Here is a 24,171-nt window from a genome sequence, read left to right on the forward strand (position 1 = left end):
GATCAGAGTGAACCTCGGCAGCCCTGCGCGCCACAGCGGCAGGCCAGGCGTCCCTCGTGATGGGTCAGGCCGTAGTCGACGGTGATCTCGTCGCCCGGGCCGAGATCGCGCAACGCGAAGAAGCTGATCTCGCCGTCCTCGACCTGGATGCGGGCATTCGGCTGGCAGCTGTGGTTCGTGAACCGCATCGCGTCCTGCGAGCGGCTCGCGTCGATCGCCCGCGCCGGCGACAGTTCCACCAGCATCAGCCGCTGGCTTTCCTGCGCGCGGCGGCGCGCCTCGGCGACGGTGATCGACTCGCCGGTCAGCAGGCCCAGCCGCGTGCCGGCGGGAATGGCCTCGGCCGCGAACACGCCATAGCCGTCGATGCGGCTGCGCTTGAGCGCGACCGCGACGAACTGCGTGTCCGTGTCGTAGGCCAGGGCCATCCGGTGCCGTCCGTCGAAGTGCCGCTCAGCCGCTCAGCGCAGCAGGCCGCTCTCGAAGCCGTGCGCGGGCAGGTCCACCGCCGGCAGCGGCTTCCAGCCCTTCTTGCGATGCTCGGTCACGACGTTCGTGTAGATGCCGCCGCGCACGTACCACTTCGCGGTGATGCGGATGAAGCGCGGGTTCGTGACCTTCACGATGTCCTCGAGGATGGTGTTGGTCACCTTCTCGTGGAACGCGCCCTCGTCGCGGTAGCTCCAGAAGTACATCTTCAGGCTCTTGAGCTCCACGCAGTACTGGTCCGCGATCATGTCGATCGTGAAGTGCGCGAAGTCCGGCTGGCCGGTCAGCGGGCAGTGGCAGGTGAACTCGGGGATCTGGAACTGGATGACGTAGTCGCGCTCCGGCGCCGGGTTGGGGAAGACATGGATCTCCTTGCTCGGGCGGCTCGGCGGATTGGGCGGCATGTCGCGCATCTTGGGCGGGACGGCGGTGTCCGGCTTGACGTTCTTGACGTTCTTGACGTTCTTGTCGGCCTTGATCGGCTCGACGAACTTCAGCGCCTTGGAGGCCTTGGGCGCCTTCGACGCCTTGGCGTTGGAGGACGAGGAAGAAGAGGAAACGGCAGCCGGCGCGGCCGGCTTGACGGGGGTGTTCTTGGCCATGGGCGGGGGATGAATGCGGGTGGCGGCCGGGTCGCTGCTTCAGAGGGCGGCGGCGGCCGGAATGCGAAGGGCGCGATGGTATCATCCGCCGCGAATCGAGCGCCCCGTCAAGGGGCGTTTCCACAATCAAATCAAAGGCTTAGATCACGTGACGGCTGCGACGGCCGGTGGTCCCACCCGATGCGACTGAACTCGATCAAGCTCTCGGGCTTCAAGTCCTTTGCCGATCCGACGACCTTCCAGCTGCCCGGGCAGCTGGTCGGCGTGGTCGGCCCCAACGGCTGCGGCAAGTCCAACATCATGGACGCGGTGCGCTGGGTGCTGGGCGAAAGCAAGGCCAGCGAACTGCGCGGCGAGTCCATGCAGGACGTGATCTTCAACGGCTCGGGCAACCGCAAGCCGGCCAGCCGCTCCAGCGTGGAACTGGTGTTCGACAACACCAGCGCCCGCGCCGGCGGCCAGTGGAACCAGTTCACCGAGATCGCCGTCAAGCGCGTCCTCACCCGCGACGGCACCAGCAGCTACTTCATCAACAACCAGCCGGTGCGGCGTCGCGACGTGCAGGACGTGTTCCTGGGCACCGGCCTGGGACCGCGCGCCTACGCCATCATCGGCCAGGGCACGATCAGCCGGATCATCGAATCCAAGCCCGAGGAACTGCGCATGTTCCTCGAGGAGGCCGCCGGCGTCTCCAAGTACAAGGAACGCAGACGCGAGACCGAGCTCCGCCTGCGCGACACGCGCGAGAACCTGACCCGCGTCGAGGACATCCTCCGCGAGCTCAACAACAACCTCGAGAAGCTGGAGCGCCAGGCCGAGGTCGCCGCGAACTACCGCAACCTGCAGGAGCAGGGCACGCTGAAGCTGCACCAGCTGTGGTTCCTGAAGCATCGCGACGCGGCGGGCGAGGCCACGCGGGTCAAGACCGAGCACTCGGAGGCGGTCAACGCGCTCGAGGCCCGGATGGCCGAGCTGCGCCAGCTCGAGGCCGAGCTGGAGACCATCCGTCAGGCCCATTACGGCGCCGGCGACGAACTGCACGCCGCGCAGGGCCGCATGGCCGAGGCGCAGATGGAGGTCAGCCGGCTCGAGGAGCGCATCCGCTACGTCGTCGAAGGCCGCCAGCGGCTGGAGCAGCGCCTGCTCGAGCTGCAGGCGCAGAACCAGCAGTGGCAGGACCGCGCCGAGCAGGCGCAGGTCGAGCTCGAGGACGTCGCCACCCAGATCGCCCAGGCCGAGGAGCAGAGCGAGATCCTCGCCGCCCAGGCCGAGGAGCAGGCGATGAAGCTGCCCGAGGTCGAAGACCAGGTGCGCGCCGCGCAAGGCCGCGCCAACGAGCAGCGCACGCAGGTGACGCAGGTCCAGCAGCAGATCCAGGTGCTGGCCGCGGAGAGCCGCAGCGTCGACGAGCAGCTCAAGGGCCTGCGCGGCCGCCGCGAGCGCCTCGCTCAGGAGCGCCAGGGCCTGGCGGCGCCGCAGCACGACAAGCTCGACGAGGTGAAGCGGCTGTCGGTCGCCGCCGATGAACAGCAGGCCGTCGCCGACGCGCGTCTGGCGGAACTCGCCGAAGCCGCGCCCGCCGCCGACGAGGCCCGCCAGCACGCGCAGCGCGAATCGCAGCAGCAGGCCGCGAAGCTGACGGACATCGTCGCCCGCCTGACCGCGCTGCGCGCGCTGCAGGAAAAGGTGCAGACCGAAGGCAAGCTCAAGCCCTGGCTGGCCAAGCACGGCCTGCAGGACATCAAGGGCCTGTGGACGCAGCTGCACATCACGCCGGGCTGGGAGAACGCCCTCGAGGCCGCGATGCGCGAGCGCATGGGCGCGCTGTCGGTCGGCCGGCTGGAGACGGTGCAGGCCTTCGCGTCCGATCCGCCGCCGGCGCGGCTGGCCTTCTATTCGCTGCCCAGCGGCGAGATCGTCAACACGCACCGCGCGCTGTCACCGCTGAGCGACCTGCTCAAGCTGGAGTCCAACGGCCTGAAGGCGCTGCTGAACGACTGGCTCGAAGGCATCTACACGGCGGAGTCCATCGGCGACGCGCTGGCGCAGCGTCCGAAGCTGACCCATGGCGAGCTGATCATGACCCGCGACGGCCACGCGGTGAGCCAGTTCGCGGTGAGCTTCTACGCCCCCGACAGCGAGACCGCCGGCCTGCTGGCCCGTGCGCAGGAGATCGAGAACCTCGAGCGCGAACAGCGCGCGCAGACCCTGATCGCCGACGAGTCGCGCGCCCAGGCCGTGCGCGCCGAGGCGAGCTACACGGACGCGTCGCAGCGGCTGGCCGTGGTGCGCCGCGAGGCCTCGGAAACGCAGGCCCGCGCGCATCAGCTGCAGGTCGAGTTGCTGCGCCTGGCGCAGCAGACCGAGGCCGCCGTCGCGCGCCGCACGCAGCTCGACGACGAGCTCGGCGAGATCGACGCGCAGCACGAAGCGCTGATGGAACGCCGCATGGAAGGCGAGGCGCGCTTCGAGGAACTGGATCTGCAGCTCGCGACGACGCAGGAAAAACATGCCGAGCTCGACGAGTCGGTGATCAACGCCGAGCGCAAGCTGACCGAGGCCCGCGAGCATCAGCGCGTGCTGGAGCGCCGCGCCCAGGAGGCGGTCTTCAGCACCCGCGCGCTGGCGGCCAAGCGCGGCGAACTGCAGCGCGGCATCGAGACCTCGCGCCAGCAGGTGCAGGTCAACGAGCAGACGGTGCAGAGCATGGCGCAGGAGCGCGCCGAGCTCGACGACGCCGCCGCGCAGGCGGGCCTGCAGGATGCGCTGGCGCTGAAGATGGAGCGCGAGCAGGCGCTGGCCGTCGTCCGCGCCAACTACGACGACCTCAGCCAACGCCTCAAGCGCAGCGAAGAGCAGCGCATGACGATCGAGCGCGCGCTCGAGCCGCTGCGCGAGCGCATCACCAAGCTGCAGCTCGACGAGCAGGCGGCCGCGCTGGGCGGCCAGCAGTTCATGGAACAGCTGGTGGCGCAGAACGTCGACCTGGAGGCGCTGGCGAAGGGCGTCGAGGATGGCGGCGTCAAGCTCTACGGCCTGCAGGGCGAGATCGACCGCATCAACCGCGACATCGCGGCACTGGGCGCGGTGAACCTGGCGGCGCTGGACGAGCTGGGCGCGGCGCGTGAGCGCAAGACCTTCCTGGACTCGCAGATGGCCGACCTCACCAGCGCGATCACGACGCTGGAGGACGCGATCCACAAGATCGACCTGGAGACGCGTGACCTGCTGGGCTCGACCTTCACCCAGGTCAACGAGCACTTCGGGCGCATGTTCCCGAGCCTGTTCGGCGGCGGCCAGGCCAGGCTGGTCATGACCGGCGACGAGATCCTGGACGCCGGCGTGCAGGTGATGGCGCAGCCGCCGGGCAAGAAGAACTCGACCATCCACCTGCTGTCGGGCGGCGAGAAGGCGCTGACGGCGATCGCGCTGGTGTTCGCGATCTTCCAGCTGAATCCGGCGCCGTTCTGCCTGCTGGACGAGGTGGACGCGCCGCTGGACGACGCGAACACGGAACGCTACGCGCGGCTCGTGCAGGAGATGAGCAAGATCACGCAGTTCCTGTTCATCTCGCACAACAAGATCGCGATGGAGATGGCCCGTCAGCTGATCGGCGTGACGATGCAGGAGCAGGGCGTGTCGCGCATCGTGGCGGTGGACATGGAATCCGCGCTGGCGATGGCCGAGCAATGAGGTTGACGACGGTGATCGCGGCGCACGAAGCGCACAAGGCGCACGAGGCGCGCGGGGCCGCAGGAGCAAATGAGCGATGACGACGGACTGGAACCTGACGACGCTGTTGGCCGCGCTGGGCGGCGTGGTGCTGGTGGGGCTGCTGGCGCAGGGCTGGTGGAGCGCGCGCAAGGCGGGCCCGCGGCGCGCCGAGCCGATCGTGCCGGCGGGCGACCGCCAGGAGCCGAGCCTGGGCGCCGGCGGCACCGCGACGGGCCAGTCGCCGGTCACGCTGGACGGCACGGCCGACGGCGAGGCGGTGGACTCGCGCACGATGGATCTGCGCACGCTGGACGAGACGGTGCCGGCGATGGCGCGGGCGCGCAAGGCGTCGACGCGGATCGACGCGCTGATCGACGCGATCGCGACGATGACGCCGGAGTCGCCGGTGAGCGGCGAGATGGCGTTGTCGCACCTGCCGGGCAGCCGGCGCGCGGGCACGAAGCCGTTCCACATCGAAGGCCTGAATGCGGACAGCGGCGAGTGGGAGCTGCCGCATCCGGGCCAGCGCTACGGCGAGTTCCAGGCGGGACTGCAGATGGCCAACCGGAGCGGGCCGCTCAACGAGATCGAGTACTCGGAGTTCGTGCAGAAGATCCAGGGTTTCGCGGACGGCATCGGGGCGATGCCGGAGTTCCCGGACATGCTGGACGTCGTCGGCCGGGCGCGTGAGCTCGACCAGTTCGCGGCGGGCCACGACGCGCAGCTGGCGATCGTGCTGAAGGCGCGCGGCGCGGCGTGGACGCTGGGCTTCGTGCAGCAGGGGGCGCTGCGGCACGGGTTCGTGCCCGGATCGATTCCCGGCCGGCTGGTGATGCCGGCGGCCGAGGAGGGCGCGCCGCCGCTGCTGACGCTGAACTTCGATGCCCAGGCGGCTCTGGCGGAAGACCCGCAAGCCTCGGCGCTGCGGGAACTGACGCTGTCGCTGGACGTGCTGCAGACGCCGGAGGCGCTGGAGCCCTTCGCGACCTGGCAGGAATCGGCGCGCAACCTTGCCCGCGACTTCGAGGCCGACCTCTGCGACGACCGCAACCAGATCCTGAACCTGCATGCGTTCCAGTCGATCGGACAGGAACTGTCGGAGCTCTACAAGTCGCTGGCCGCGCGCGATCTCGCCGCGGGCAGCGCGGTGGCGAGACGCCTGTTCAGCTGATCGCCGAACGCGCCTTCGAATGAGCAACGGGCACCCGCAAGGTGCCCGTTGCTCATTCCGGCAGGCTGCTTTCGCGTCGTTGACCGGTCCGTTCTGACGGTCAAGCGCAAGTTCGTGTCATCGCGACTCCGTGTTCATCTAGGTTGCGAGCCAGTTCGCAGAACTTTCAGTCATGGCGTGACAAACGCACCATCGGCACAGTGAAGGCTTCTGTGTTGATGGACGCGACTTCGGCAACGAGGCGCGGCGAACAAATGATGGCGACCGCAGTGCTTACGGCAGATCAGCCGCCCACTCCTTCCTTGCTGCCCGCCCCGGTCGATACGCTGGCGTTTCCCAGTGACCCCGCGCCTGAAGTCGATCCGAAAGTCTTTGTCCTCGCGACCACCTTTGGGTCGAAAGGACAGCTTGCGGCCCTTCTGGAAGTGGCCCCGGCGGTCGTCGAGCAGATGGAGAAGGACCGCCAGATCTTCGGGTTCATGAGTCGCTCCAAGCGATATCGCGTGTACGGCCTCTATCAGGCGCTCCCGGAAGTCGCCGGAAGGCCGCTGGCGACCGTTCTCGCGCACTTTTTCAAGGCGATGGACTCAGGGCAGACCTGGATGCAGGAGCGGCATATCGGCTCCTTCTTCAGGGCGCCCAACAACATGCTGGCGTGGGCGACCCCGCTCGAGGTACTTCTGGGTCATCGCCTGTACGAGGCACCGATTGAGCGAGAGGCCGCGTGGCTCTACCGACAGGACGCCGACATCCGTCTCAGGGCGGTGCTCGGCGCCGCCCATGACGAACTGATGCATCGGAGGGCCTGATGCACAGCAACCAGCAACCCATTCGCGTGCCTCCATTTCGAGGACAGGAACTGCGGCTTGAACTCATCGATCCTGGCACGGTGACGCTCATTCGCTCGTACCAGCATCCTGATGCCGACTGGTGTCCGCCTCCTGTCGAGTTCCGTACCAATCGAGTCGACCCGCCGTCGGAGCACGGCGATTCCTTCGCCGTGATGTACACGTCGACCAACATTCAGGCGAGCGCGATGGAGGTCCGGGCGTTGTTCTGGGAACCTGACGACGATCGCTTCTACTGGGATGAGGACACCGCATTGAAGTTCCAGGTGGTGCGCTTCTCTTCGGGGAAGCCGGGCATCTTCATTCCCATCGACGGTCCCAATCGCGCCGTCTTCCGCCTTGAAGGCAAGCTCGAACCGACCTACGAATCGACGCGATGGATCGCTCTCGATCTCTTTCGCCGCTATGGGCATCTTGTGCACGGCATCAGCTACGAGTCGTTCCATCGTCATCAGCCCGGACGGGTCTACGCCATCTGGCATTCTCGAAAGGACGACCTCAGTCTGTCAGCTAGCGAGGCTCGGCCTCTTCTTGCCGAAGACGCGGAGTTCCAGGCATTTCTCTCGGCGCATCCCTTCATCGATCGTGTGCGGAGCGCCAGGGGAGAACCGATGGCGGCTTAAACCTTTGCCGTCGCAGCGCTTTCAGGTGCAGTCGCCAACAACCGCCGCACCTCCTCATCCGTCGTCTGCTCGAACCGCTCGTACCACTGCCCGACGGAGCGAAAGCGCTCGGGCGTCAGCGCGCAGATGACCTCGTCCGCGTCCTGCGTGATCAGCTGGCAGGTCTCCGCCGACGACACCGGCACCGCCACGACGATCCTCGCCGGCCGCAACTCCCGCAGCGCCTGCACGCCCGCGCGCATCGAGGCGCCCGTCGCCATGCCGTCGTCCACGAGGATCACCTGTCGGCCCTCGACCGGTGGCATGGGCCGGTCGCCGCGATAGAGCTTCTCGCGCCGGTGCAGCTCGCGCGTCTCGGCGCGGGTCACGAGGTCGATCGCCGAATAGCTGATCGCCAGCTGCTGCAGCACCTGCGTGTTGAGCACGCGCACGTCGCCCGAGGCGATGGCGCCCATCGCGTACTCGGGCTGACCGGGCAGGCCCAGCTTGCGCACGACCAGGATGTCCAGCGGCGCTTCCAGCGCCTGCGCGATCTCCGCCGCCACCGGTACGCCGCCGCGCGGCAGCGCCAGCACCGTCACATCGTCGCGATGCGCGTAGGCCGTCAGACGGTCTGCCAGGTGGCGGCCCGCATCGCGCCGATCCAGGAATCGCTGCTCAACAGCCATCAGCAGCCGGGCACGTGACTCCGGATCGGGGACGTCGGAGGAAGGGCGGACAAGCAGCATGGCGTGGGCTTCCGGGGACATGATGGCCTCGCAACGGCGGTGTTTCCATCCCCAGGACAGAGCAAGCCGGATGCCCGTGCCGGCGTGGTCTCCCTCGGTCCACGGGCGCGCGATTTGCCGATGAGTGGATTCCATCGAATCCGCCGTCGAGGTCCCCATGCCCAGCAGAACCACCTCCACGTCCTCCCCGGGCAGCCGCAAACCGGCCCCGCGCCCGGCCAGCCGGAGTACCACCGGCGCAAGCCGCAAGCGCGCATCCAATGCCGACCGGGCGTCGCCCGCAAAGGCGGCGCATGCCAAGGCCCGGGGCAAATCCGCCGACGCGGCGTCGACCCGGGGCGACAGCGACGACGCCCCCGCCGCGCGCCGCGCGATCTGGAAGGGCGCGATCAGCTTCGGTCTGCTGCACGTGCCGGTGGCGCTGTATCCGGCCTCGCGGGACCAGCGCGTCGATTTCGACTGGCTCGACAAGCGCACCATGGATCCGGTCGGCTACAAGCGCATCAACAAGCGCACCGGCAAGGACATCGACAAGACGCAGATCGTCAAGGGCGTGAAGCAAGAGACCGGCGACTACGTCCTGGTCTCCGACGACGAGATCCGCAAGGCCTATCCGACCACCACGCAGACCATCGAGATCGAGACCTTCGTCCCCGCGACCCAGGTGTCCTTCGTCTACCTGGAAAAGCCGTACTACCTCGAGCCCATCGGCAAGTCCGGCAAGGTCTACGCGCTGCTGCGCGAGGCGATGGCGGACGCCGGCCTCATCGCGATCGCGCGGCTCGTGATCCACAGCAAGGAACACCTGGCCGCGCTGCTGCCCGCGGGACCGGCGCTGATGATCGGCATGCTGCGCTGGGCCAACGAGATCCGCCCCTGCGACGACCTCGACCTGCCCGCCGAGGGCAAGTCGGCGCACGGCTTCAAACCCGCCGAACTGCAGATGGCGCGCCAGCTGATCGACGAGATGAGCAACGACTGGCACCCCGAGGACTACCACGACGAGTTCACCGCCGCGATCCGCGCGCTGATCGCGCGCAAGGTCGACGAGGGCGAGACGGAGACCGTCACGCCGCTCGAGGCCGCGCCCGAATCGGCGGGCGAGGGTGGCAACGTCGTCGACCTCACCGAGCTGCTGCGCCGCAGCCTCGGCGGGAAGTCGAAGAAGAAGGCGGCCTGAGCGCCGCGGACACGCGAGGAGCCGTTCGATGCCGACCGCAGCGCGCCAGGATCCGCTTTCCCGCTACCGCCAGAAGCGGGACTTCCGCATCACGCCGGAGCCGGACGATGCAGCCCATGACGGCGGACATGCCGCCCGACATCCTGGCCCTCGGGCGAAGCGTCCGGCCCGCGGCAGGACATCGGCGACGACGTCGGCCCAGGCGCTGTCCTTCGTCATCCAGAAGCACTGGGCCAGCCACCTGCACTACGACTTCCGGCTGGAGCTCGACGGCGTCCTGCTGAGCTGGGCGGTTCCCAAGGGGCCGTCGTACGACCCGAAGGAACGCCGCATGGCGATCCACGTCGAGGATCACCCGCTGTCCTACGGCGGCTTCGAAGGCACGATCCCGCCGAAGCAGTACGGCGCCGGCGAGGTGATCGTGTGGGACAACGGCACCTGGACGCCCGAAGGCGATCCCCACGACGGACTGCGCGACGGCAAGCTGGTGTTCCGGCTGCACGGGCAGAAGCTCGCCGGGCTGTGGCAGTTGATCCGGACCTCGCGCGGCGACGCCAAGCGCGAGCAGTGGCTGCTGATCAAGAAGCACGATGGCCTGGAGCGTCCGCATGCCGAGTTCGATGTCACCGTCGAGCTGCCTGACAGCGTCATCCAGCATCCGTTGGGACAGGCAGCGGCGCGTGGCGCGGCGTCTGCCAAGGCCGCGAAGCCGACCAAGCCGACCAAGCCGAACAGGTCCACCGGGGCCACCAAGCCGGCGAAGGCCGATGGCGCGCCGGCGCGCGGATCCGACGACCCGTCCACCGGCATCGGCGATGGCGCCGAACCCGACCTGAGCCGCGCGAAGAAGGCGCGGCTGCCCGCCGACCTCACGCCGCAACTCGCCACTCTGGTCAGCGCGACCCCGCCCGGGGACTGGATCGCCGAGGCGAAGTTCGACGGCTACCGGCTGATGGCGCGGGTCGACAAGGGCAAGGTCCGTCTGATGACGCGCGGCGGCAATGACTGGACCTCCCGGCTGCCGTCGCTCGCCGAGGCGATCAAAGGCCTCGACATCGACAGCGGCTGGCTGGACGGTGAGATCGTCGTGCTGCGCGACGACGGCGCGCCCGACTTCAACCTGCTGCAGAACGCGATCGGTCATCCGAAGCGCACGCAACACGAGGACATCGTCTACTTCCTCTTCGACCTGCCGTTCCTGAACGGCCACGACCTGCGCGAGGTGCCCTTGATCCACCGCCGCGCCGTGCTGCGCGCGTTGATGGCCGGCCACGAGGGCGAACGCCTGCGCTTCAGCGAGGACTTCGCGGTGCCGCCCGAGGAGATGCTTGCCGCCGCGTGCCAGATGCGGCTCGAAGGGCTGATCCTGAAGCGGCCGGACAGCGGCTACGTGTCCGCCCGCAGCGACGCGTGGGTGAAGCTGAAGTGCCAGCTGCGGCAGGAATTCGTCGTCGTCGGTTTCACCGACCGGTCCGACGGCGCGAAGGCGCTGGGCAGCCTGCTGCTCGGTTATTACGAGGACGGCGAACTCCGCTACGCCGGGCGTGTGGGCACCGGCTGGTCGCTGAAGCAGGCCGGCGAGATGCACCGGCAGCTCGCGGCCATCGAGGTCAAGACGCCGCACTTCGACGAACAGACCATCGCCCGCAGTCACTGGGCCCGCATCACCGGCCGCGCCGGGGGCGCCGCGCGCTGGGTGAAGCCCACGCGCGTCGTCGAAGTCGCCTTCGCGGAGTGGACGCCGGACGGCCACGTGCGCCACGCGTCGTTCCAGGGCGAGCGCGAAGACAAGGCGCCGAAGGACATCGGGCGGGAATCGGCCAAGCCCGCCGAGGCGGTCAAGGCGCCGAAGTCCGCCGGGGCTTCGAGCGCGTCGACATCGTCGACTTCCGCTGCCGGGCGGCCGAAACCGCCGATCAAGCGCGCGGCCAAGAGTGCGATCAAGAGTGCGATCAAGAGCGCGGACAAGAAGACGGCCAAGAGCGCGGCCAGGCGTTCGAGCAAGGCGAACGCATCGGCCTCGGCCACCTCCGGGCAACTTCGCATCACGCATCCGGAACGCGTCATCGATCCGTCCACCGGCCACACGAAGATCGAGCTGATCCGCTACTACGAGAGCGTGATCGAGTGGATGCAGCCCCACCTGGGCCGGCGGCCCGTGGCGATCGTGCGCGCGCCCGATGGCATCGAGGGTCAGCTGTTCTTCCAGAAGCACGTCGAGGGCGACGCGCTCATCGTCCTCTCTGATCCGGCCGCGCTGATGCACCTGACGCAGATGAACGCGATCGAGTTCCACACCTGGAACGCGCAGGACGACAAGCTCGACCGCGCGGACCGCTTCATCATCGACCTGGACCCGGGCGAGGGCGTCGCATTCCCCGCGGTCGCGGACGCGGCGCGCATCACGCGCGCGCTGCTCAAGGAACTCGGCCTGCGGAGCTGGCTGAAGACCAGCGGCGGCAAGGGCCTGCATGTGGTGGTCCCGCTGGCGCGGCGCCACGACCATGCGACGGCGAAGGCCTTCAGCCAGGCCCTCGTGCAGCATCTGGCCGAGACTTTCCCGAAGAAGTTCTCCGCCAAGAGCGGACCGAAGAACCGCGTCGGGAAGATCTTCCCGGACTACCTCCGCAACGGGGAAGGGCAGACCACCGCCTGCGCCTTCTCGGTCCGCGCGCGCCCCGGCCTGGGGGTGTCGATGCCGATCGACTGGGACGAGCTCGACGACGTCAAGCGCGGCGACCAGTGGACCCTCGCCAACGCGCGCGACCGGCTCAGCTTCCAGAAGGCCGATCCGTGGAAGGACTACTGGACCAGCCGCCAGTCCTTGACCCAGGGCATGAAGCTCCTCGGACTCTGAGCGCGGGCTCAGTACTGCCACACGCCTTGCACCCGCACGCTGTTCTCGCGACTGCCGCCGGTCTCGCCGTGCGTGGCGTGCAGGGCCAGCGTCATGCCCCGACGCGGCTGGACCGTCAGGCCCAGCTCGGCCAGCACCCCCGTGCCCGCGCCCGACGGCGCGCTGGTGACAAAGCTGTCCGCGCCCGTCAAGCGGACGCGCCGGGTGACCGTGGCGGGTCCTGCGAGGTGCTGCACGGCCGCCGTTGCGTGCAGGCCCCAGGAGGCGCCCAGCGCGACCCACCCGTCGATGTTCCCGTGCAGGCCGGCCATGCCGAAGGAACGGCTGTCGCGCGCCTTGCCGCCGCTCAGTGCCGCGGCGTCGTCGCCGCGCTCGTTGAAGCCGCCCGCCCAGGTCACGAAGCGGCCGGCCTGGAAGAAGGGCTCGATCTGGCCGACGGGCAGGCGAGCCGGCAGACCGACTTCGATGAAGCCCTCGGCGTGACGCGCCCGCTCGATCGCCTTCAGCGAGGCGACGCTCCCGCCGCTGACCACCACGCGTCCGGTCTGGACGCGCGACTGCGCGTAGGAGAGGGCGCCCCGCAGGTTGAAGCCGTGCCACGCCAGGCCGCCGTACAGCGCCAGCGAGCCGGAGCGCACGTCCGCGCGGTCGTCGCCCTGGCTGCCCAGCGTCTGCCGGTCCGCGCCGATCGCAACGCCGAGGCGGGCGTCCTGCGCGCTCCACAGATCGAGGCCGAAGAGCAGTCCGTCGGTCGTGGCGCCGAGCGTGTCGACCGCGTCGCCGACCAGCGTGCCGCGCGACTCGTAGACCGTGGCCCACAGGCCGCGACCCGAGTCCGTCGGTGTCCGCGTTCCCGGTGCGTTGCGCAACTGGCGATTCAAGGCCAGTCGCTGCTGCGCCGCGGCCAGCGCCGGCGCATTGAGACCGCCCGCCTGCAGCCCGCCTGCCAGGTCTTCCAACGCGACACCGACCTCGTTGCGGGGCAGTTTGACCAGCAGATCCGACGCCGGCGCGGTGTCCTCGTGTGACACCAGCGAGCCGGCCACGCCCTTCTGGTTGGGCGTCTGCGCCAGGTCCACGAACGAGACCTGGTTGCGTCGCATCACCAGCGCGATGCCCTGCGACGTGTAGTCGGGCGCCGGCGTCAGGAAGGCCAGGTTCGTCTCGACGGCGGAGAACCGGCCGTCGACCGCGTCGCTGCGCAGCAGTTCGACGCGCTGGTTGGGTCTCCATTCGCCGTCCTTCGCATCGACATGGAGCGACGCGCCCGCCACGGTCGTCTTCCCGCCGACGATCAGGGCCGGCTCGCGGCTCGTGGCATCCAGCGGGACGTTCAAGCGGCCGCCCGGGTCCAGGTGCAGGTCGCCTCTCACGCGCAGTGCCGCGCTGGCCGCCTGCAACTGCAGCGTCGCGTCCCTCGACACGCGGGCATTGCCGTCGATCGTGCCGTTGCCTTGCAGCCGGGCGCCGGCGCCGATGTCGACGTTGCCGCGCAGCAGCGCGCTGCCGTCCGCGGCGGCACCGATGATGAGGCCGCCGGTGCGGACGCTGATGCCGCCCGCGGCCTGCGCGCCTTCCAGCGTCAGGTCGCCGGCGCCCGTCTTCACGAGCTGGCCGGTGCCCGACAGGCGACTGTCCAGCAGCGCGCCGCGCGGGACGTCGAGCTCGAGCACCGCGTTGTTCACGAGCGGGCCTGTGCCGAGGCGGGCCAGGTCCGTGCGGAGCGTGCCGGCCTCGATGCGCAGCGGGCCGGGGCCGGTGATGGCGCTGCCCAGCGTCAGGGTCCCCGCGCCCTGCTTGGAGACCGTGCCGCCGCCGGAGATCGTGTTGGCGAGCGTGCCGTCGACGGCCTGGTCCAGGATCAACGTCCCGTCGTTGCGGATGTCGCCGCCGCCGAAGCTGGACGCCGAGCCCACCAGGGTGCCGGCGTTGATCGTGGTGCCGCCGCCGTAGGTGTTGTTCCCTGTCAGCGTCTGGGTGCCCGGACCTGTCTTCACGAGTGCGCCGGTGCCGTCGATCGTGCCGGCGAACGCGTGGTCGCCGACGGTCTCCAGCGTGAGCGTCTGCGCGCCCAGCCGGAGCCTGCCCGACGCGTCGCCACCGTCCAGGCCGCCCAGGCGTTGCGGTCGCCCCGCGGCGCCGAGATCCAGTCCGGTGCCCGCGCCCTCGAAGGTGACGACACTCCCTTCGGGCAGGCTGCCGCCCGCCAGCGACAGCGTGCCCGTGACCAGCCGCGTGCCGCCGGCATACGTGTTGTCCAGGCTGGAGAGATGGATGGTCCTGCCGCTGCCGGCGTCGATGGCCACGCCGCCCGCGCCGCCGAGCGGGACTGACAGCTCCCGCGCCGTGCCGTCGGCATCGGCCGGCGCCGAGAGCGTCAGTGCCCGGTCGGCCAGCACGTCGACGCCGAGCAGCCGGGCGGTCAGGTACAGCCCGTCCCGGGCCGCGCCCGTGGACAGGCCATAACGCGTCGAAGTGAGGGCCACGCGCTGCCCGCCCTGGACGATCTCGCCGACGGTGGTGTTCCCGACGGCTTGACCATCGATGCCGACGAGGCCGAGTCCGGCGCCGTCGCCCAGCACCTGCCCGCCCGGGGCGGAGCGCGCCAGCAGCAGCGACACGCCGTCGTCGCGCGCCAGCAGCGGGCCCATCGAGTCGGCGGCCGGCGCGCCGTGCAGGTCCAGCTCGACCTGGACCGTGCCGGAGCCCGACAGGTCCAGTGAACGAGTGATCAGCAACGGTCGCAAGCTCGTGGCGTCGTCCGTGGCGGCCGGCGTGAAACGGATCGATCCGCCGTTCATCCGCAGTGTGCCGATCGAGCCGGTGTCCGCGCCGGCGAGCAGCCGGCCGCCGGCCTCCACGCGCAGCGCGGCGGCGGAGAGCGATTCGGCCCCCGGCCCCGTCAGCGCGAGGCCGGCGTTGTCCAGGACCAGCGTGCCCGTGAAGGCCGTGGCGCCTGCAGGAACCGCGCTCATCGTCAGCAGGCGATTCGTGTCGCCAAGATCGACGGCCACGAGTCCGTCGCCGCCGATGTGGCGCAAGGCCGTGTCGGCGGCCAGGATGAGCACGACCTGACCCTGGCCGCCGACCGTCACCGCGCCGGCGCCCAGCAGCGCCTGCTGCGCGGCGACGATCCTGCCGTCCACCACGCGCAGTCCGCCGGCCACATCGATGGCCTGCTGCAAGGTCAAGCTGCCGGCGCCGCGCTTCTCGACGCTGCCGACGCCGGAGACGGCGTTCACCCAATCGGCATCGGTGGACTGGTCGATGCGCAGCACGGCGTTGTCGACGATCGCGCCGCTGCCGAAGCTCGCGGCCGAGCCCACGAGGGCGCCGTCGCTGATCGTCGTGCCGCCGGCATGGGTGTTGGCGCCGGCGAGTGTCAGCGTGCCGCTGCCGCGTTTTTCCAACGCGCCGGGGCCGGTGACGGTGCCCGAGAACGCGTGGTCCGACGCGTCGCCGGCGACCAGGGCGGCGGCACCGGTGCGGATCGTCGAGCCCGCCACGCCGTCCAGACCGCCGATCGTCGTGACACCGGCCGTGGCCGACAGGTCGAGAACGCTGTCGGCGCCGGTGAGCGCCAGCGCGGCGGCGGCGAGCGTGCCCGTGGCGCCGATCGCCAACTGGCCCTGCGCGATGTCCAGCGGTCCGTCCAGGCGGGTCGTGCCGCCCAGCGTCAAGGCGGCGCTCCCTTGCTTGATCCAGCGGCCGCTGCCGGTCAGGTCCTGTTGCAGGGCGGCATCCGTGGGGGTGTCGATGCGCAACAGGGCGTCGTTGCGGATCGCGCCGGTGCCCAGCGTCGGCGCGGACGCACGCACTTCGCCGCCGCCGATCGTGAGGCCGCCGGAGAAACTGTTGTTGCCCGACAGTGTCAACACGGCGTCGCCGGTCTTGGTCAACCGGCCGGCGCCGGTGACGGGGCCGCCAAGGGAGAGGTCCGCCGCCGTGTCGATCGTCGCGTTGCCGTCCAGCAGCAGCCACCCGGTCATCGGTGCGACCGCGGCTTCCACGCTCAGCGTCGCGGTGGCGCCGGTGCCGACCCACAGCGCGCCGTTGATGACCGAACCGGACTGCAGCCGCAGAAGGTTGTCGCCGCCGCTCCAGTGGACCGCGGCGCCGTCCTCGCCGGCTTGGGCCTGGTAGCCGCCGCTGGCCCCGCCGACCCCGCCGGTCAGGGTGCCGCGATTGATGATCGTGAGGTTCGCGCCCTCGACGGCGTGGCCGCCGCCGCCGCCGCCCGCGGCACGGGCGCTGATGTCCGAGCTGCCCGCGCCACGGCCCCCGGCACCGCCGACGAGGATGGCGGCGTTGGTGAGCAGTCCTCCGCCGGACATCGTGATGCCGTTGCCGCCGCCGCCGCCGCCGCCCTTGGCGCTGTTGGTGGAACCCGGCTGCCCGGTGCCGCCGGCGCCGCCGTTGCCGCCGGCCACACCGCCGGCAGCGGTGAGCTCGAGCGCGAGGCTCGACGTGGCGAACACCCCCGCGCCCCCGCCGCCGCCCGAGGCGCCGTGGAAGCGCAGGAAGCCGGCATCGGGTCCGTCCTGTCCGTTGCCGCCGAGACGCAGGGCGGTGATGCCGGTGTCCGTCGAGATCAGAAGACCGACCGCGCCGCCCTGCACCGTGGGGGCGTTGGGGCCGAGGCCATACCCTTGGCCTCCGGTGCCGTTCACGCTGTTGTTCCGCACCCGGTTGATCCCCGGCGATCCGGCCTGGCCGCCGGCATCGCCGCCCGTGCCGGTGAAATTGTTCGGGACGGCGCTGAACGGCGATGGGCCGAGGCGCCCCTCGCCGCCGGTCCCCGGCGCCACGCCGTTGTCGGCGGACGCCGTGGCCGGCCCGGACACCCAGCAGGCGAGCGACATCGCGCCGATGGCCACGCCCAGGCGGCTGCGACGGACGCCGGCAATCGTGCCCGACTTGCCCGACGACCGGGGACGAGGGGGTGCAGACATGGCGGAACTCCAGTGGGAACGAGGTTTGGGACTCGGACCCGGGGCCTGCCGTGGGGCCAGCCTGCCGACCCACTGGAGGACGAGGTCCAGCGCGCCGGCACGGCGTCTGGCCGACGGGGCGGAGGCGCGATGCGAGCCCGGAATGAGTACGACGAGCGAACCCTGCGGTTCACGCCGGACCACCTCCCTCGCGCGCCGTCACGGCGCACGTCTGCACTGGCGAGTCAGGCGGGCGAGGGCGCGAGCAGGGGCAGGCGCAGCTCGAACCGCGCGCCGCGGCTGGGGCCCTCGCTGTGCACCGAGACGCTGCCGCCGTGCATGCCGATCAGCTGCTTCACCAGCGACAGGCCGATGCCCAGCCCGCCCTGCGAGCGGTCCAGCGCGCGGTCGCCCTGCACGAACAGGTCGAACATCGTCGCCTGCAGCGCGGGCGGCACGCCGATGCCGTTGTCACTGACGCGGATCAGCGCGAGGCCGGGGCCGCCGGACGGGGACGGCTCCTCGCTCATCGCCAGCTCGATCCGGCCTTCCGGATCGGTGTACTTCGCGGCGTTCGTCAGCACGTTGGCCACGCATTGCACCAGCCGGGCCAGGTCGCCGTGCACGCGCACCGGCAAGCCGCCGGTGGTCACCGAGAAGTGGTGGCGCCGCTCCCGCATCAGCGGCTCCGCCGTCTCCACCGCCTGCGCGATGACCTCCGACAGCAGCACCGGTCCGCACTGCAGTTCCACCCGGCCCTGCGTGATCCGCGAGACGTCCAGCAGGTCGTCCACCAGGCGCGTCAGCGTCTGGACCTGGCGGCGGATGATGTCCACCATCTTGGTCGAGCGCTCGTCCGGCAGGCCCAGTCGCGACAGCACGTCGCCCGCGCTGCGGATCGGCGCGATCGGATTGCGCAGCTCGTGCGCCAGCATCGCCAGGAACTGGTCCTTCTGGCGGTCCGCCGCCTCCAGCCGCCGCCGCGCCTTCAGATGCGCGGAGATCTCGCGGAAGTAGCACACCACCCCCGGCGCGCCGTCCGCCAGCGGGATCCGGCTGATCTGCCACTCGTAGGCCTCGATGACGCCGAGGTCGCTGCGCTCCTGGATGAACTCGGGCGTGTGGTAGGGGTCGCCGGTCTCCAGCGTGCGCTGGAACAGGGACACGATCTGGTCAGACAGCGGATGGCCCCACTGCCGCGCCACGAGCGCGTCGAATCGTTCGCCGATCAGCGCGCCGATCAGCCCCGGCGGACCGCCGAAGGCCGCGCGCGCCGTCGGATTGGCCTCGCGCAGGCGCAGCGCCGTCCCGTCGTGCTCGACCAGGAACACGCCCATCGGCGCCTCGTTGAGCAGCGTCTCGAACTGCTCGGTACGCAGCCGGAAGGCCTCCTCCGACGATTGCCGCAGGCGCCGCAGTTCCAGCAGCGCGCCCAGCCGCGCGAGCAGCTCGCGCGACGAGAACGGCTTGATCAGGTAGTCGTCTGCGCCGGTGTCCAGGCCCTCGATGCGGGCCTCCTCGCCGGCCCGCGCCGACAGCAGCACCACCGGCACGCCGCCGAGCCGCGCATCCGCGCGGATCGCCGCCAGCAGCGCCAGGCCGTCCAGCCTCGGCATCATGACGTCGCTCAGCAGCAGGTCCGGCGGCTCGCGACGCGCGGCCTCCAGGGCCTGCAGGCCGTCCGCCGTGAGCTCCACCGCGTAGTACGGCGACAGCAGGTCGCGCAGGTAGGCGCGCATGTCGGCGTTGTCGTCGGCGACGATGACCCGCGCGCCGAAGGTCGCGGCGAAGCGCTGGTCCGCCGTCGGCCAGCCGGCGCCCGGGACGCGCCCGGGGTCGATGCCATCGGCGTCGGCGCGGCCGGGCGCGGCCTCCCGCAGCGGCTCCGGCGCGGGCAGCCAGCGCAGCGCCTCGTCGACATAGGCCCGCGCGCCGGTCGTGCTGGCCGGCGACGCGGGCGCGACGGCGCGCCCGTGGCGCTCCTCCGCGCGCTCGAGGCGTTCGACGTGCTCCGGCGGCAGGTGCTCCCAGCCCAGCGGGAGCAGGACGCGGAAGAGCGTGCCTTCGCCGTGGACGCTGGAGACCTCGATCCGGCCGCCGTGCAGGCGCACGAGTTCCTGCACCAGCGCCAGCCCGATGCCCGACCCCTCGTGGGTGCGCCCCTCCGCGCCCGCGACGCGATGGAAACGATCGAAGACCTTCGGCAACTCGTCCGCGGGGATGCCGGTGCCGGTGTCGGCCACCTCCAGCACGGCGAGGGCCGGTTCGCCGCCGCCTTCACGACCGCTTTCACGACCGCTTTCAGGACCGCCGTCACGACCAGCATCGCGACCGGATTCACGCAGCCGCACCGTCACCTGCCCCCGCATCGTGAACTTGAAGGCGTTGGACAGCAGGTTCAGGACGATCTTTTCCCACATCTCGCGGTCGACGTAGGCATGCGCGCCCAGCGGCGCGCAGTCGACCTCGAAGGCCAGCCCGGCGCGCTCCATCGCGGAGCGGAAGGTGCTCGCCAGGTCGCGCGTCAGCGCCGCGAGGTCGCTCGCCTGGTAGCGCGCCTGCGAGCGGCCGGCCTCGATGCGCGAGAAATCCAGCAGCGTGTTGACCAGCCGTTGCAGCCGCGTGGCGTTGCGCAGCACCAGCGCCAGCCGGTCCCGCGCCGGGCCGTCCAGGCCGGGCGCGGTCACCAGTTCCTCGAGCGGGCCCAGCATCAGCGTCAGCGGCGTGCGGAACTCGTGGCTGATGTTGGAGAAGAAGGCCGTCTTGGCCCGGTCGAGCGCGGCCAGCGATTCCGCGCGACGGCGTTCCGCCTCGTAGGCGGACGCGTCGGCAAGCGCCGCCGACACCTGGCCCGCGACCAGGTTCAGGAAGTCGCGGTAGTCCTCGTCCAGCGGGCGGCGCGGGCTGACGCCCAGCACCAGGAAACCGGCGAGGTCCTTGCCGGCGCTCCGAAGCGGCAGCAGCACGGCGCGCGACAGCGTCTCTGGCCAGGGCGGCAGCGTCAGCGTCACGCCCAGCGCCGGCATGTCGGGCAGGTCGCGTGCCGCGCCGCCCGCGGCGAGCTCCTGCAACGGCCAGCCGTCCGGCGGATCGAGCAGGCTGATGAGCTCGGGGAAGGGGACGTCGGCGCCCTCCGCCCCCGCGTCGCCCGGGAGGCTGAAGCAGATGCGCCGCGCGGCCTGGCCGCCGGGTTCGTCCAGGTAGAGCGCCGCGAACGGCAGGTCCAGCGGATAGTCGGACACCACGTGGCAGGCCCGCCGCGCGCATTCGTGCGGCTGGTCCGCGCCGACGGTGCGGGTCGCGAGGTCGCGCAGCACGCGCAGGCGGCGCTCGCCGATCACCCGGTCGGTGACCTCGGTGACGACGCACAGCATCCCGTTCACCCGCAGGTCGTCGTCGTAGACCGGGCTGTAGGAGAAGGTGTGATATGTCTCCTCGGCGAAGCCGCTGCGTTCCAGGAAGAGCAGCAGCCCCTCGTCCCAGGTGGCCTCGCCGGTCGCCTGCACATGGCGGATGCGGCTGTACGCGGCGTCCCAGACCTCGGCCCAGACCTGTTGCGAACGTGCCCCGAGCGCCCATTCGCGCTTCATGCCCAGCGTCGGCAGGTAGGCGTCGTTGCAGAAGAAGGTCATCTCCGGCCCCCACGCCATCCACATCGCGTAGCGCGAGTCCAGCATCATCCGCACGACCGTCTTCAGCGCGCCCGGCCAGCCGTCCGGCGGACCGAGGGGCGTGGCGCTCCAGTCCAGTGCGCGCATGCGTTCGCCCATCTCGCCGCCGCCGTCCAGGAAATGGCGGCGGCGCGGCGCCGGGAGTGGCGCGGGGATCGGCTCGGGGGGGAGTCCGTCGGAACCGGCGGGCGAGGCATGCATCGGCAGAATTTTCCTTGTGAAAGCCCGATTCAAGCGAGTCCATGGCCCCCAAGCAAACCGCGCACCTGCCCCAGCCTGGTGAACCCGGAGCCTTCACGGGTCAGCGCCGACGGGGCGTCTGGCCTGGGCGGGCCACCCGGGCCGCGGGAGGCGCCCGCTACACTGGCGGCTCCCCCATTCCGAAAGCCGCCTTGAGTTCCAGCCTGCTGCTCATCCTCCTGCTGATCTGTGCCAGCGCGTTCTTCTCGATGGCGGAACTCTCGCTGGCCGCGTCGCGGCGATTGAAGCTGCGGCAGCTGGCGGACGAGGGCGACCACCGCGCCGCGCAGGTGCTGAAGGTGCAGGAACAGCCCGGCTACTACTTCACCGTCGTGCAGATCGGCGTGAACACGCTGGCGATCCTGGCCGGCGTGGTCGGGGAGGGCGCGCTGACGCCGCATTTCGAATCGCTGCTGCGCCCGCTGATCGACATCGACACCGCGCAGCGCGCCGCCTTCGCGCTGTCCTTCACCTGCGTGACCATCCTCTTCGTCGTGCTGGCGGACCTGCTGCCCAAGCGGCTGTCGATGAACGAACCCGAGCGGGTCGCGATGGCGCTGATCCGGCCGATGCTGTTCCTCACCCTCGTGCTGCGGCCGCTGGCCTGGGGGCTGAACCACGTCGCCGACGGCCTGCTGCGGCTGCTGGGCCGGCCGATGAGCCCGGACAACACGATCACCCACGACGACATCCTCGCCCTGGCCGCGGCGGGCCAGCGCGCCGGCGTCGTCTCGGCGGCGGACCAGCAGGTGATCGAGAACGTCTTCGAACTCGAGACCCGCACCGTCGAGTCCTCGATGACCTCGCGCGAGCGCGTCGTCTACTTCTCGCTCGACGACGACGAGGCGCTGATCCGCACCCGGATCGCGGACTCGCCGCATTCGACCTACCTGGTCTGCGCCGGCGAGATCGACCAGGTCGTCGGTTACGTCGACGCGACCGACCTGTTCCAGCGCGTGCTGCGCGGCGAGGCCATCTCGCTGCGCGCCGAGCCGGCGCTGGTCAAGAAGGTGCTGATCGTGCCGGACCGGCTGACGCTGGCCGAGGTGCTGACGCATTTCAGGAACGCGCACGAGGACTTCGCCGTGATCGTCAACGAGTACTCGCTGGTCGTCGGCGTGATCACGCTGAACGACGTGATGAGCACGGTGATGGGCTCGCTGGTCTCCACCGCCGAGGAGGAGCAGCAGATCATCCGGCGCGACGACGGCAGCTTCCTGGCCGACGGCATCACGCCCATCCCCGATGTGCAGCGCGCGCTGGGCGTGGACGACTTCCCGCACCACGGCCAGTACGACACGCTGGCCGGCTTCCTGATGGTGATGCTGCGCCGCATCCCCAAGCGCACGGACGTCGTCGAATGGCACGGCTGGCGCTTCGAGGTCGTCGACGTCGACAGCCACCGCGTCGACCAGGTCATGATCGCGCGGGTGGGCGGTCCGCCGTCGGGGGACGCGGAGGCGTCGGGATCATCGGAGCGCGGAGACTGAGTTCCGCGCGCAGGGCCGCGTACCGCCGCAGCACCTGATGCGCATAGGCCAAACGCTTGGCCGGATCGCGCGCGTTGTAGGCCCCCAGCGCATCGACCGTGCGCCCCATCGAACGGAAGTTGCTGCCCAGGATCCACGCCCCGACCAGGATGTTGGCGCAGGGCACGCGCAGGTCGCCTTCCTGGACACCATGCCGCGCCAGCACCGGCAGCCAGGAGGAGTTGATCTGCATCAGGCCGAGGTCGGTCGAGCCGTTGGCATTGCGATTGACGGCGGCCGGGTTCAGGCCGGACTCCTGGCGCGCGACGGCCTTCAGCAGCAGCGGCGAAACGCCGTAACGCTCGCCCGCGAGCTGGAAGCAGCGGTCGAACCGGGCCTCGTTCACGCGCGCCGTCCTTCCGACCGGTGGCACCTTCCGGGCCTGGACCTGGGCCTGGGCCTGAGCCTGAGCCTGAGCCTGAGCCTGAGCCTGAGCCTGGTCCGGCATTGCGGTCGCCAGCGCCAGCGCCAGCATCGCCGCCGCGATCGCGCGCCTCACAGGCCCCCCATGTCGGATTGAAGGCTGCTCTGCGCCTCCATGACGGTGCTCAGGAAACCGCCGAGCAGGAACAGCAGCAGCATCGCCGCGGCGACCATCAGCAGCCCGTTCAGGCGCGCGGCGGAGTCGGAGATGCCCAGCTGCAGGCGATCGATCAAGCCGATGCCGATCCGCACGAACGCGGCGACGGGGTCGCGGCGCTCGGCGGCGTCCTGCACGCGTTCCTCCATGCGGGGGTTGAGCACGCCGGTGGCGAAGGCGCGACCGAACTGCGCCGATTCGCGTCCGGACAGTCGCGACAGGATCTGCCGCAGGTGCCAGCGCATCCACGGGGCGCTGAACCGGCCGGCGCGTTCCAGCGACGCCCGCAGCGACACGCCGGCCCGCATCAGCGACGACAGCGAGATCACCAGCATCGCCCCGGAGAAATCGCGGTAGAGGCTGAACGGCGGGTGCCGGTCCAGCCAGCGTCGCGTGCGGCCCTGCCAGCGCGGCAGGGACCACACGAAGAGCCCGCCCGCGGCGAGCACCGCCGCGCCCAGCGCCAGGCCGTGATGGCGGATCGTCCACGCGACCGCGTACAGCGCGCGCCCCAGCGGCGGCCAGCGCTCCGGGGCGATCAGGTCGGCCAGCACCGGCACCGCGTGCAGCGAGAAGGCCACCAGGATGGCGGTCATCGCGCCGAGCAGCAGCAGCGGATAGGCCACCGCCTTGCGCACCGCGCGGAACATGCCGTCGACCTTCTCGACGGTGCCGGACAGGAAGTGCAGGCCCTGGGCCAGGCGCTCGTCGCCGCCGCCCTGCAGCGCGTCGATCATGAGCAGCTCGGTCGGCGGCATGACGCCGTGCAGCGCGCGGGCCAGCGAGCCGCCCATCGCCGCGCGCAGCATGCGGCGGTACAGCAGCTGGTCGCCGCGCGAGCGCCGTCGGGCGCGGGCCTCGAGCTTGCGCAGGATGGTGTACAGCGGGACGCGGTCCTCCAGCGCCGAGGCCAGGTCGTAGTAGAAATCGCCGCGCCGGCGGCGCAGGCGCCGGGCCGCCGCGCGCAGCAGCAGCCAGTCGAGCGGGTGGGTCATCGGGGCGGGCGCT

14 protein-coding genes are annotated in these 24,171 nt (G+C 70.7%); 7 read left to right on the top strand and 7 right to left on the bottom strand.

Translation table 11 applies throughout. From position 1 onward, the window contains the following. Positions 1-2: 2 nt before the first annotated feature. Both ACQ4L4_RS05790 and queF read right to left on the bottom strand, forming a co-directional pair. Complete coding sequence (locus tag ACQ4L4_RS05790; protein WP_431103281.1) at positions 3-428, bottom strand: SET domain-containing protein; 426 nt, start codon at positions 426-428, stop codon at positions 3-5. Between the two features lie 33 nt (positions 429-461). After that, positions 462-893 (bottom strand): preQ(1) synthase, encoded by a 432-nt coding sequence (gene queF / locus ACQ4L4_RS05795; RefSeq protein WP_377161962.1) that lies wholly within the window; start codon positions 891-893, stop codon positions 462-464. Positions 894-1,271: 378 nt separating this feature from the next. Between queF and smc the strand changes: the two genes are divergently transcribed. The 4 genes from smc to ACQ4L4_RS05815 all read left to right on the top strand — a co-directional run bounded on the left by smc (position 1,272) and on the right by ACQ4L4_RS05815 (position 7,447). Beyond that, positions 1,272-4,784, top strand: coding sequence for a chromosome segregation protein SMC (gene smc / locus ACQ4L4_RS05800; RefSeq protein ID WP_431103282.1), 3,513 nt, complete (start codon positions 1,272-1,274; stop codon positions 4,782-4,784). Positions 4,785-4,860: 76 nt separating this feature from the next. Further along, on the top strand, positions 4,861-5,976 hold the full coding sequence (locus ACQ4L4_RS05805) for a cell division protein FtsZ (protein ID WP_431103284.1): 1,116 nt from the start codon (positions 4,861-4,863) through the stop codon (positions 5,974-5,976). A gap of 218 nt (positions 5,977-6,194) precedes the next feature. After that, positions 6,195-6,785 carry a hypothetical protein gene (locus ACQ4L4_RS05810; protein ID WP_431103285.1) on the top strand — a complete coding sequence of 197 codons (591 nt, stop codon included), beginning with the start codon at positions 6,195-6,197 and terminating at the stop codon, positions 6,783-6,785. Further along, positions 6,785-7,447 carry a hypothetical protein gene (locus tag ACQ4L4_RS05815; RefSeq protein ID WP_431103286.1) on the top strand — a complete coding sequence of 221 codons (663 nt, stop codon included), beginning with the start codon at positions 6,785-6,787 and terminating at the stop codon, positions 7,445-7,447. Before ACQ4L4_RS05810 ends, ACQ4L4_RS05815 begins: the two co-directional genes overlap by 1 nt. On the opposite strand, the gene ACQ4L4_RS05820 is transcribed toward ACQ4L4_RS05815, so the two are convergent. Then, positions 7,444-8,115: a phosphoribosyltransferase gene (locus tag ACQ4L4_RS05820; RefSeq protein ID WP_431104883.1), complete on the bottom strand. Its 672-nt coding sequence runs from the start codon at positions 8,113-8,115 to the stop codon at positions 7,444-7,446. The two genes, ACQ4L4_RS05815 and ACQ4L4_RS05820, sit on opposite strands and share 4 nt — an antisense overlap. Before the next feature lie 217 nt (positions 8,116-8,332). Between ACQ4L4_RS05820 and ACQ4L4_RS05825 the strand changes: the two genes are divergently transcribed. Then, positions 8,333-9,355, top strand: coding sequence for a Ku protein (locus ACQ4L4_RS05825; protein WP_431103287.1), 1,023 nt, complete (start codon positions 8,333-8,335; stop codon positions 9,353-9,355). A 28-nt stretch (positions 9,356-9,383) separates the two neighbouring features. Then, a complete protein-coding gene (gene ligD / locus ACQ4L4_RS05830) occupies positions 9,384-12,212 on the top strand; it encodes a DNA ligase D (RefSeq protein WP_431103288.1) in 2,829 nt (942 codons plus the stop codon). Positions 12,213-12,220: 8 nt separating this feature from the next. Here the strand turns inward: ligD and ACQ4L4_RS05835 are convergent, their stop codons facing one another. Continuing rightward, positions 12,221-17,164 (bottom strand): autotransporter-associated beta strand repeat-containing protein, encoded by a 4,944-nt coding sequence (locus ACQ4L4_RS05835; RefSeq protein ID WP_431103289.1) that lies wholly within the window; start codon positions 17,162-17,164, stop codon positions 12,221-12,223. Positions 17,165-17,388: 224 nt separating this feature from the next. After that, positions 17,389-21,015, bottom strand: a complete 3,627-nt coding sequence (locus ACQ4L4_RS05840) for an ATP-binding protein (protein WP_431103290.1) — start codon at positions 21,013-21,015, stop codon at positions 17,389-17,391. Positions 21,016-21,191: 176 nt separating this feature from the next. Between ACQ4L4_RS05840 and ACQ4L4_RS05845 the strand changes: the two genes are divergently transcribed. After that, positions 21,192-22,544: a hemolysin family protein gene (locus tag ACQ4L4_RS05845; RefSeq protein WP_431104885.1), complete on the top strand. Its 1,353-nt coding sequence runs from the start codon at positions 21,192-21,194 to the stop codon at positions 22,542-22,544. On the opposite strand, the gene ACQ4L4_RS05850 is transcribed toward ACQ4L4_RS05845, so the two are convergent. Continuing rightward, positions 22,471-23,058 carry a lytic transglycosylase domain-containing protein gene (locus ACQ4L4_RS05850; protein WP_431103291.1) on the bottom strand — a complete coding sequence of 196 codons (588 nt, stop codon included), beginning with the start codon at positions 23,056-23,058 and terminating at the stop codon, positions 22,471-22,473. The genes ACQ4L4_RS05845 and ACQ4L4_RS05850 overlap by 74 nt on opposite strands. A gap of 20 nt (positions 23,059-23,078) precedes the next feature. Further along, the gene (locus tag ACQ4L4_RS05855) at positions 23,079-24,158 is read right to left on the bottom strand and encodes a hypothetical protein (RefSeq protein ID WP_431103292.1); all 1,080 of its coding nucleotides are present in this window, start codon (positions 24,156-24,158) and stop codon (positions 23,079-23,081) included. Positions 24,159-24,171: the final 13 nt, after the last annotated feature.

Source organism: Roseateles noduli (assembly GCF_050626985.1).
GTDB classification, from domain to species: domain Bacteria; phylum Pseudomonadota; class Gammaproteobacteria; order Burkholderiales; family Burkholderiaceae_C; genus Roseateles; species Roseateles noduli_A.

Bases quoted from the DNA above. Each gene is read 5' to 3' on its own strand.
- ACQ4L4_RS05790 (WP_431103281.1), bottom strand. From the start codon at position 428: ATGGCCCTGGCCTACGACACGGACACGCAGTTCGTCGCGGTCGCGCTC.
- queF (WP_377161962.1), bottom strand. From the start codon at position 893: ATGCCGCCCAATCCGCCGAGCCGCCCGAGCAAGGAGATCCATGTCTTC.
- smc (WP_431103282.1), top strand. From the start codon at position 1,272: ATGCGACTGAACTCGATCAAGCTCTCGGGCTTCAAGTCCTTTGCCGAT.
- ACQ4L4_RS05805 (WP_431103284.1), top strand. From the start codon at position 4,861: ATGACGACGGACTGGAACCTGACGACGCTGTTGGCCGCGCTGGGCGGC.
- ACQ4L4_RS05810 (WP_431103285.1), top strand. From the start codon at position 6,195: ATGGACGCGACTTCGGCAACGAGGCGCGGCGAACAAATGATGGCGACC.
- ACQ4L4_RS05815 (WP_431103286.1), top strand. From the start codon at position 6,785: ATGCACAGCAACCAGCAACCCATTCGCGTGCCTCCATTTCGAGGACAG.
- ACQ4L4_RS05820 (WP_431104883.1), bottom strand. From the start codon at position 8,115: ATGGCTGTTGAGCAGCGATTCCTGGATCGGCGCGATGCGGGCCGCCAC.
- ACQ4L4_RS05825 (WP_431103287.1), top strand. From the start codon at position 8,333: ATGCCCAGCAGAACCACCTCCACGTCCTCCCCGGGCAGCCGCAAACCG.
- ligD (WP_431103288.1), top strand. From the start codon at position 9,384: ATGCCGACCGCAGCGCGCCAGGATCCGCTTTCCCGCTACCGCCAGAAG.
- ACQ4L4_RS05835 (WP_431103289.1), bottom strand. From the start codon at position 17,164: ATGTCTGCACCCCCTCGTCCCCGGTCGTCGGGCAAGTCGGGCACGATT.
- ACQ4L4_RS05840 (WP_431103290.1), bottom strand. From the start codon at position 21,015: ATGCATGCCTCGCCCGCCGGTTCCGACGGACTCCCCCCCGAGCCGATC.
- ACQ4L4_RS05850 (WP_431103291.1), bottom strand. From the start codon at position 23,058: ATGCTGGCGCTGGCGCTGGCGACCGCAATGCCGGACCAGGCTCAGGCT.
- ACQ4L4_RS05855 (WP_431103292.1), bottom strand. From the start codon at position 24,158: ATGACCCACCCGCTCGACTGGCTGCTGCTGCGCGCGGCGGCCCGGCGC.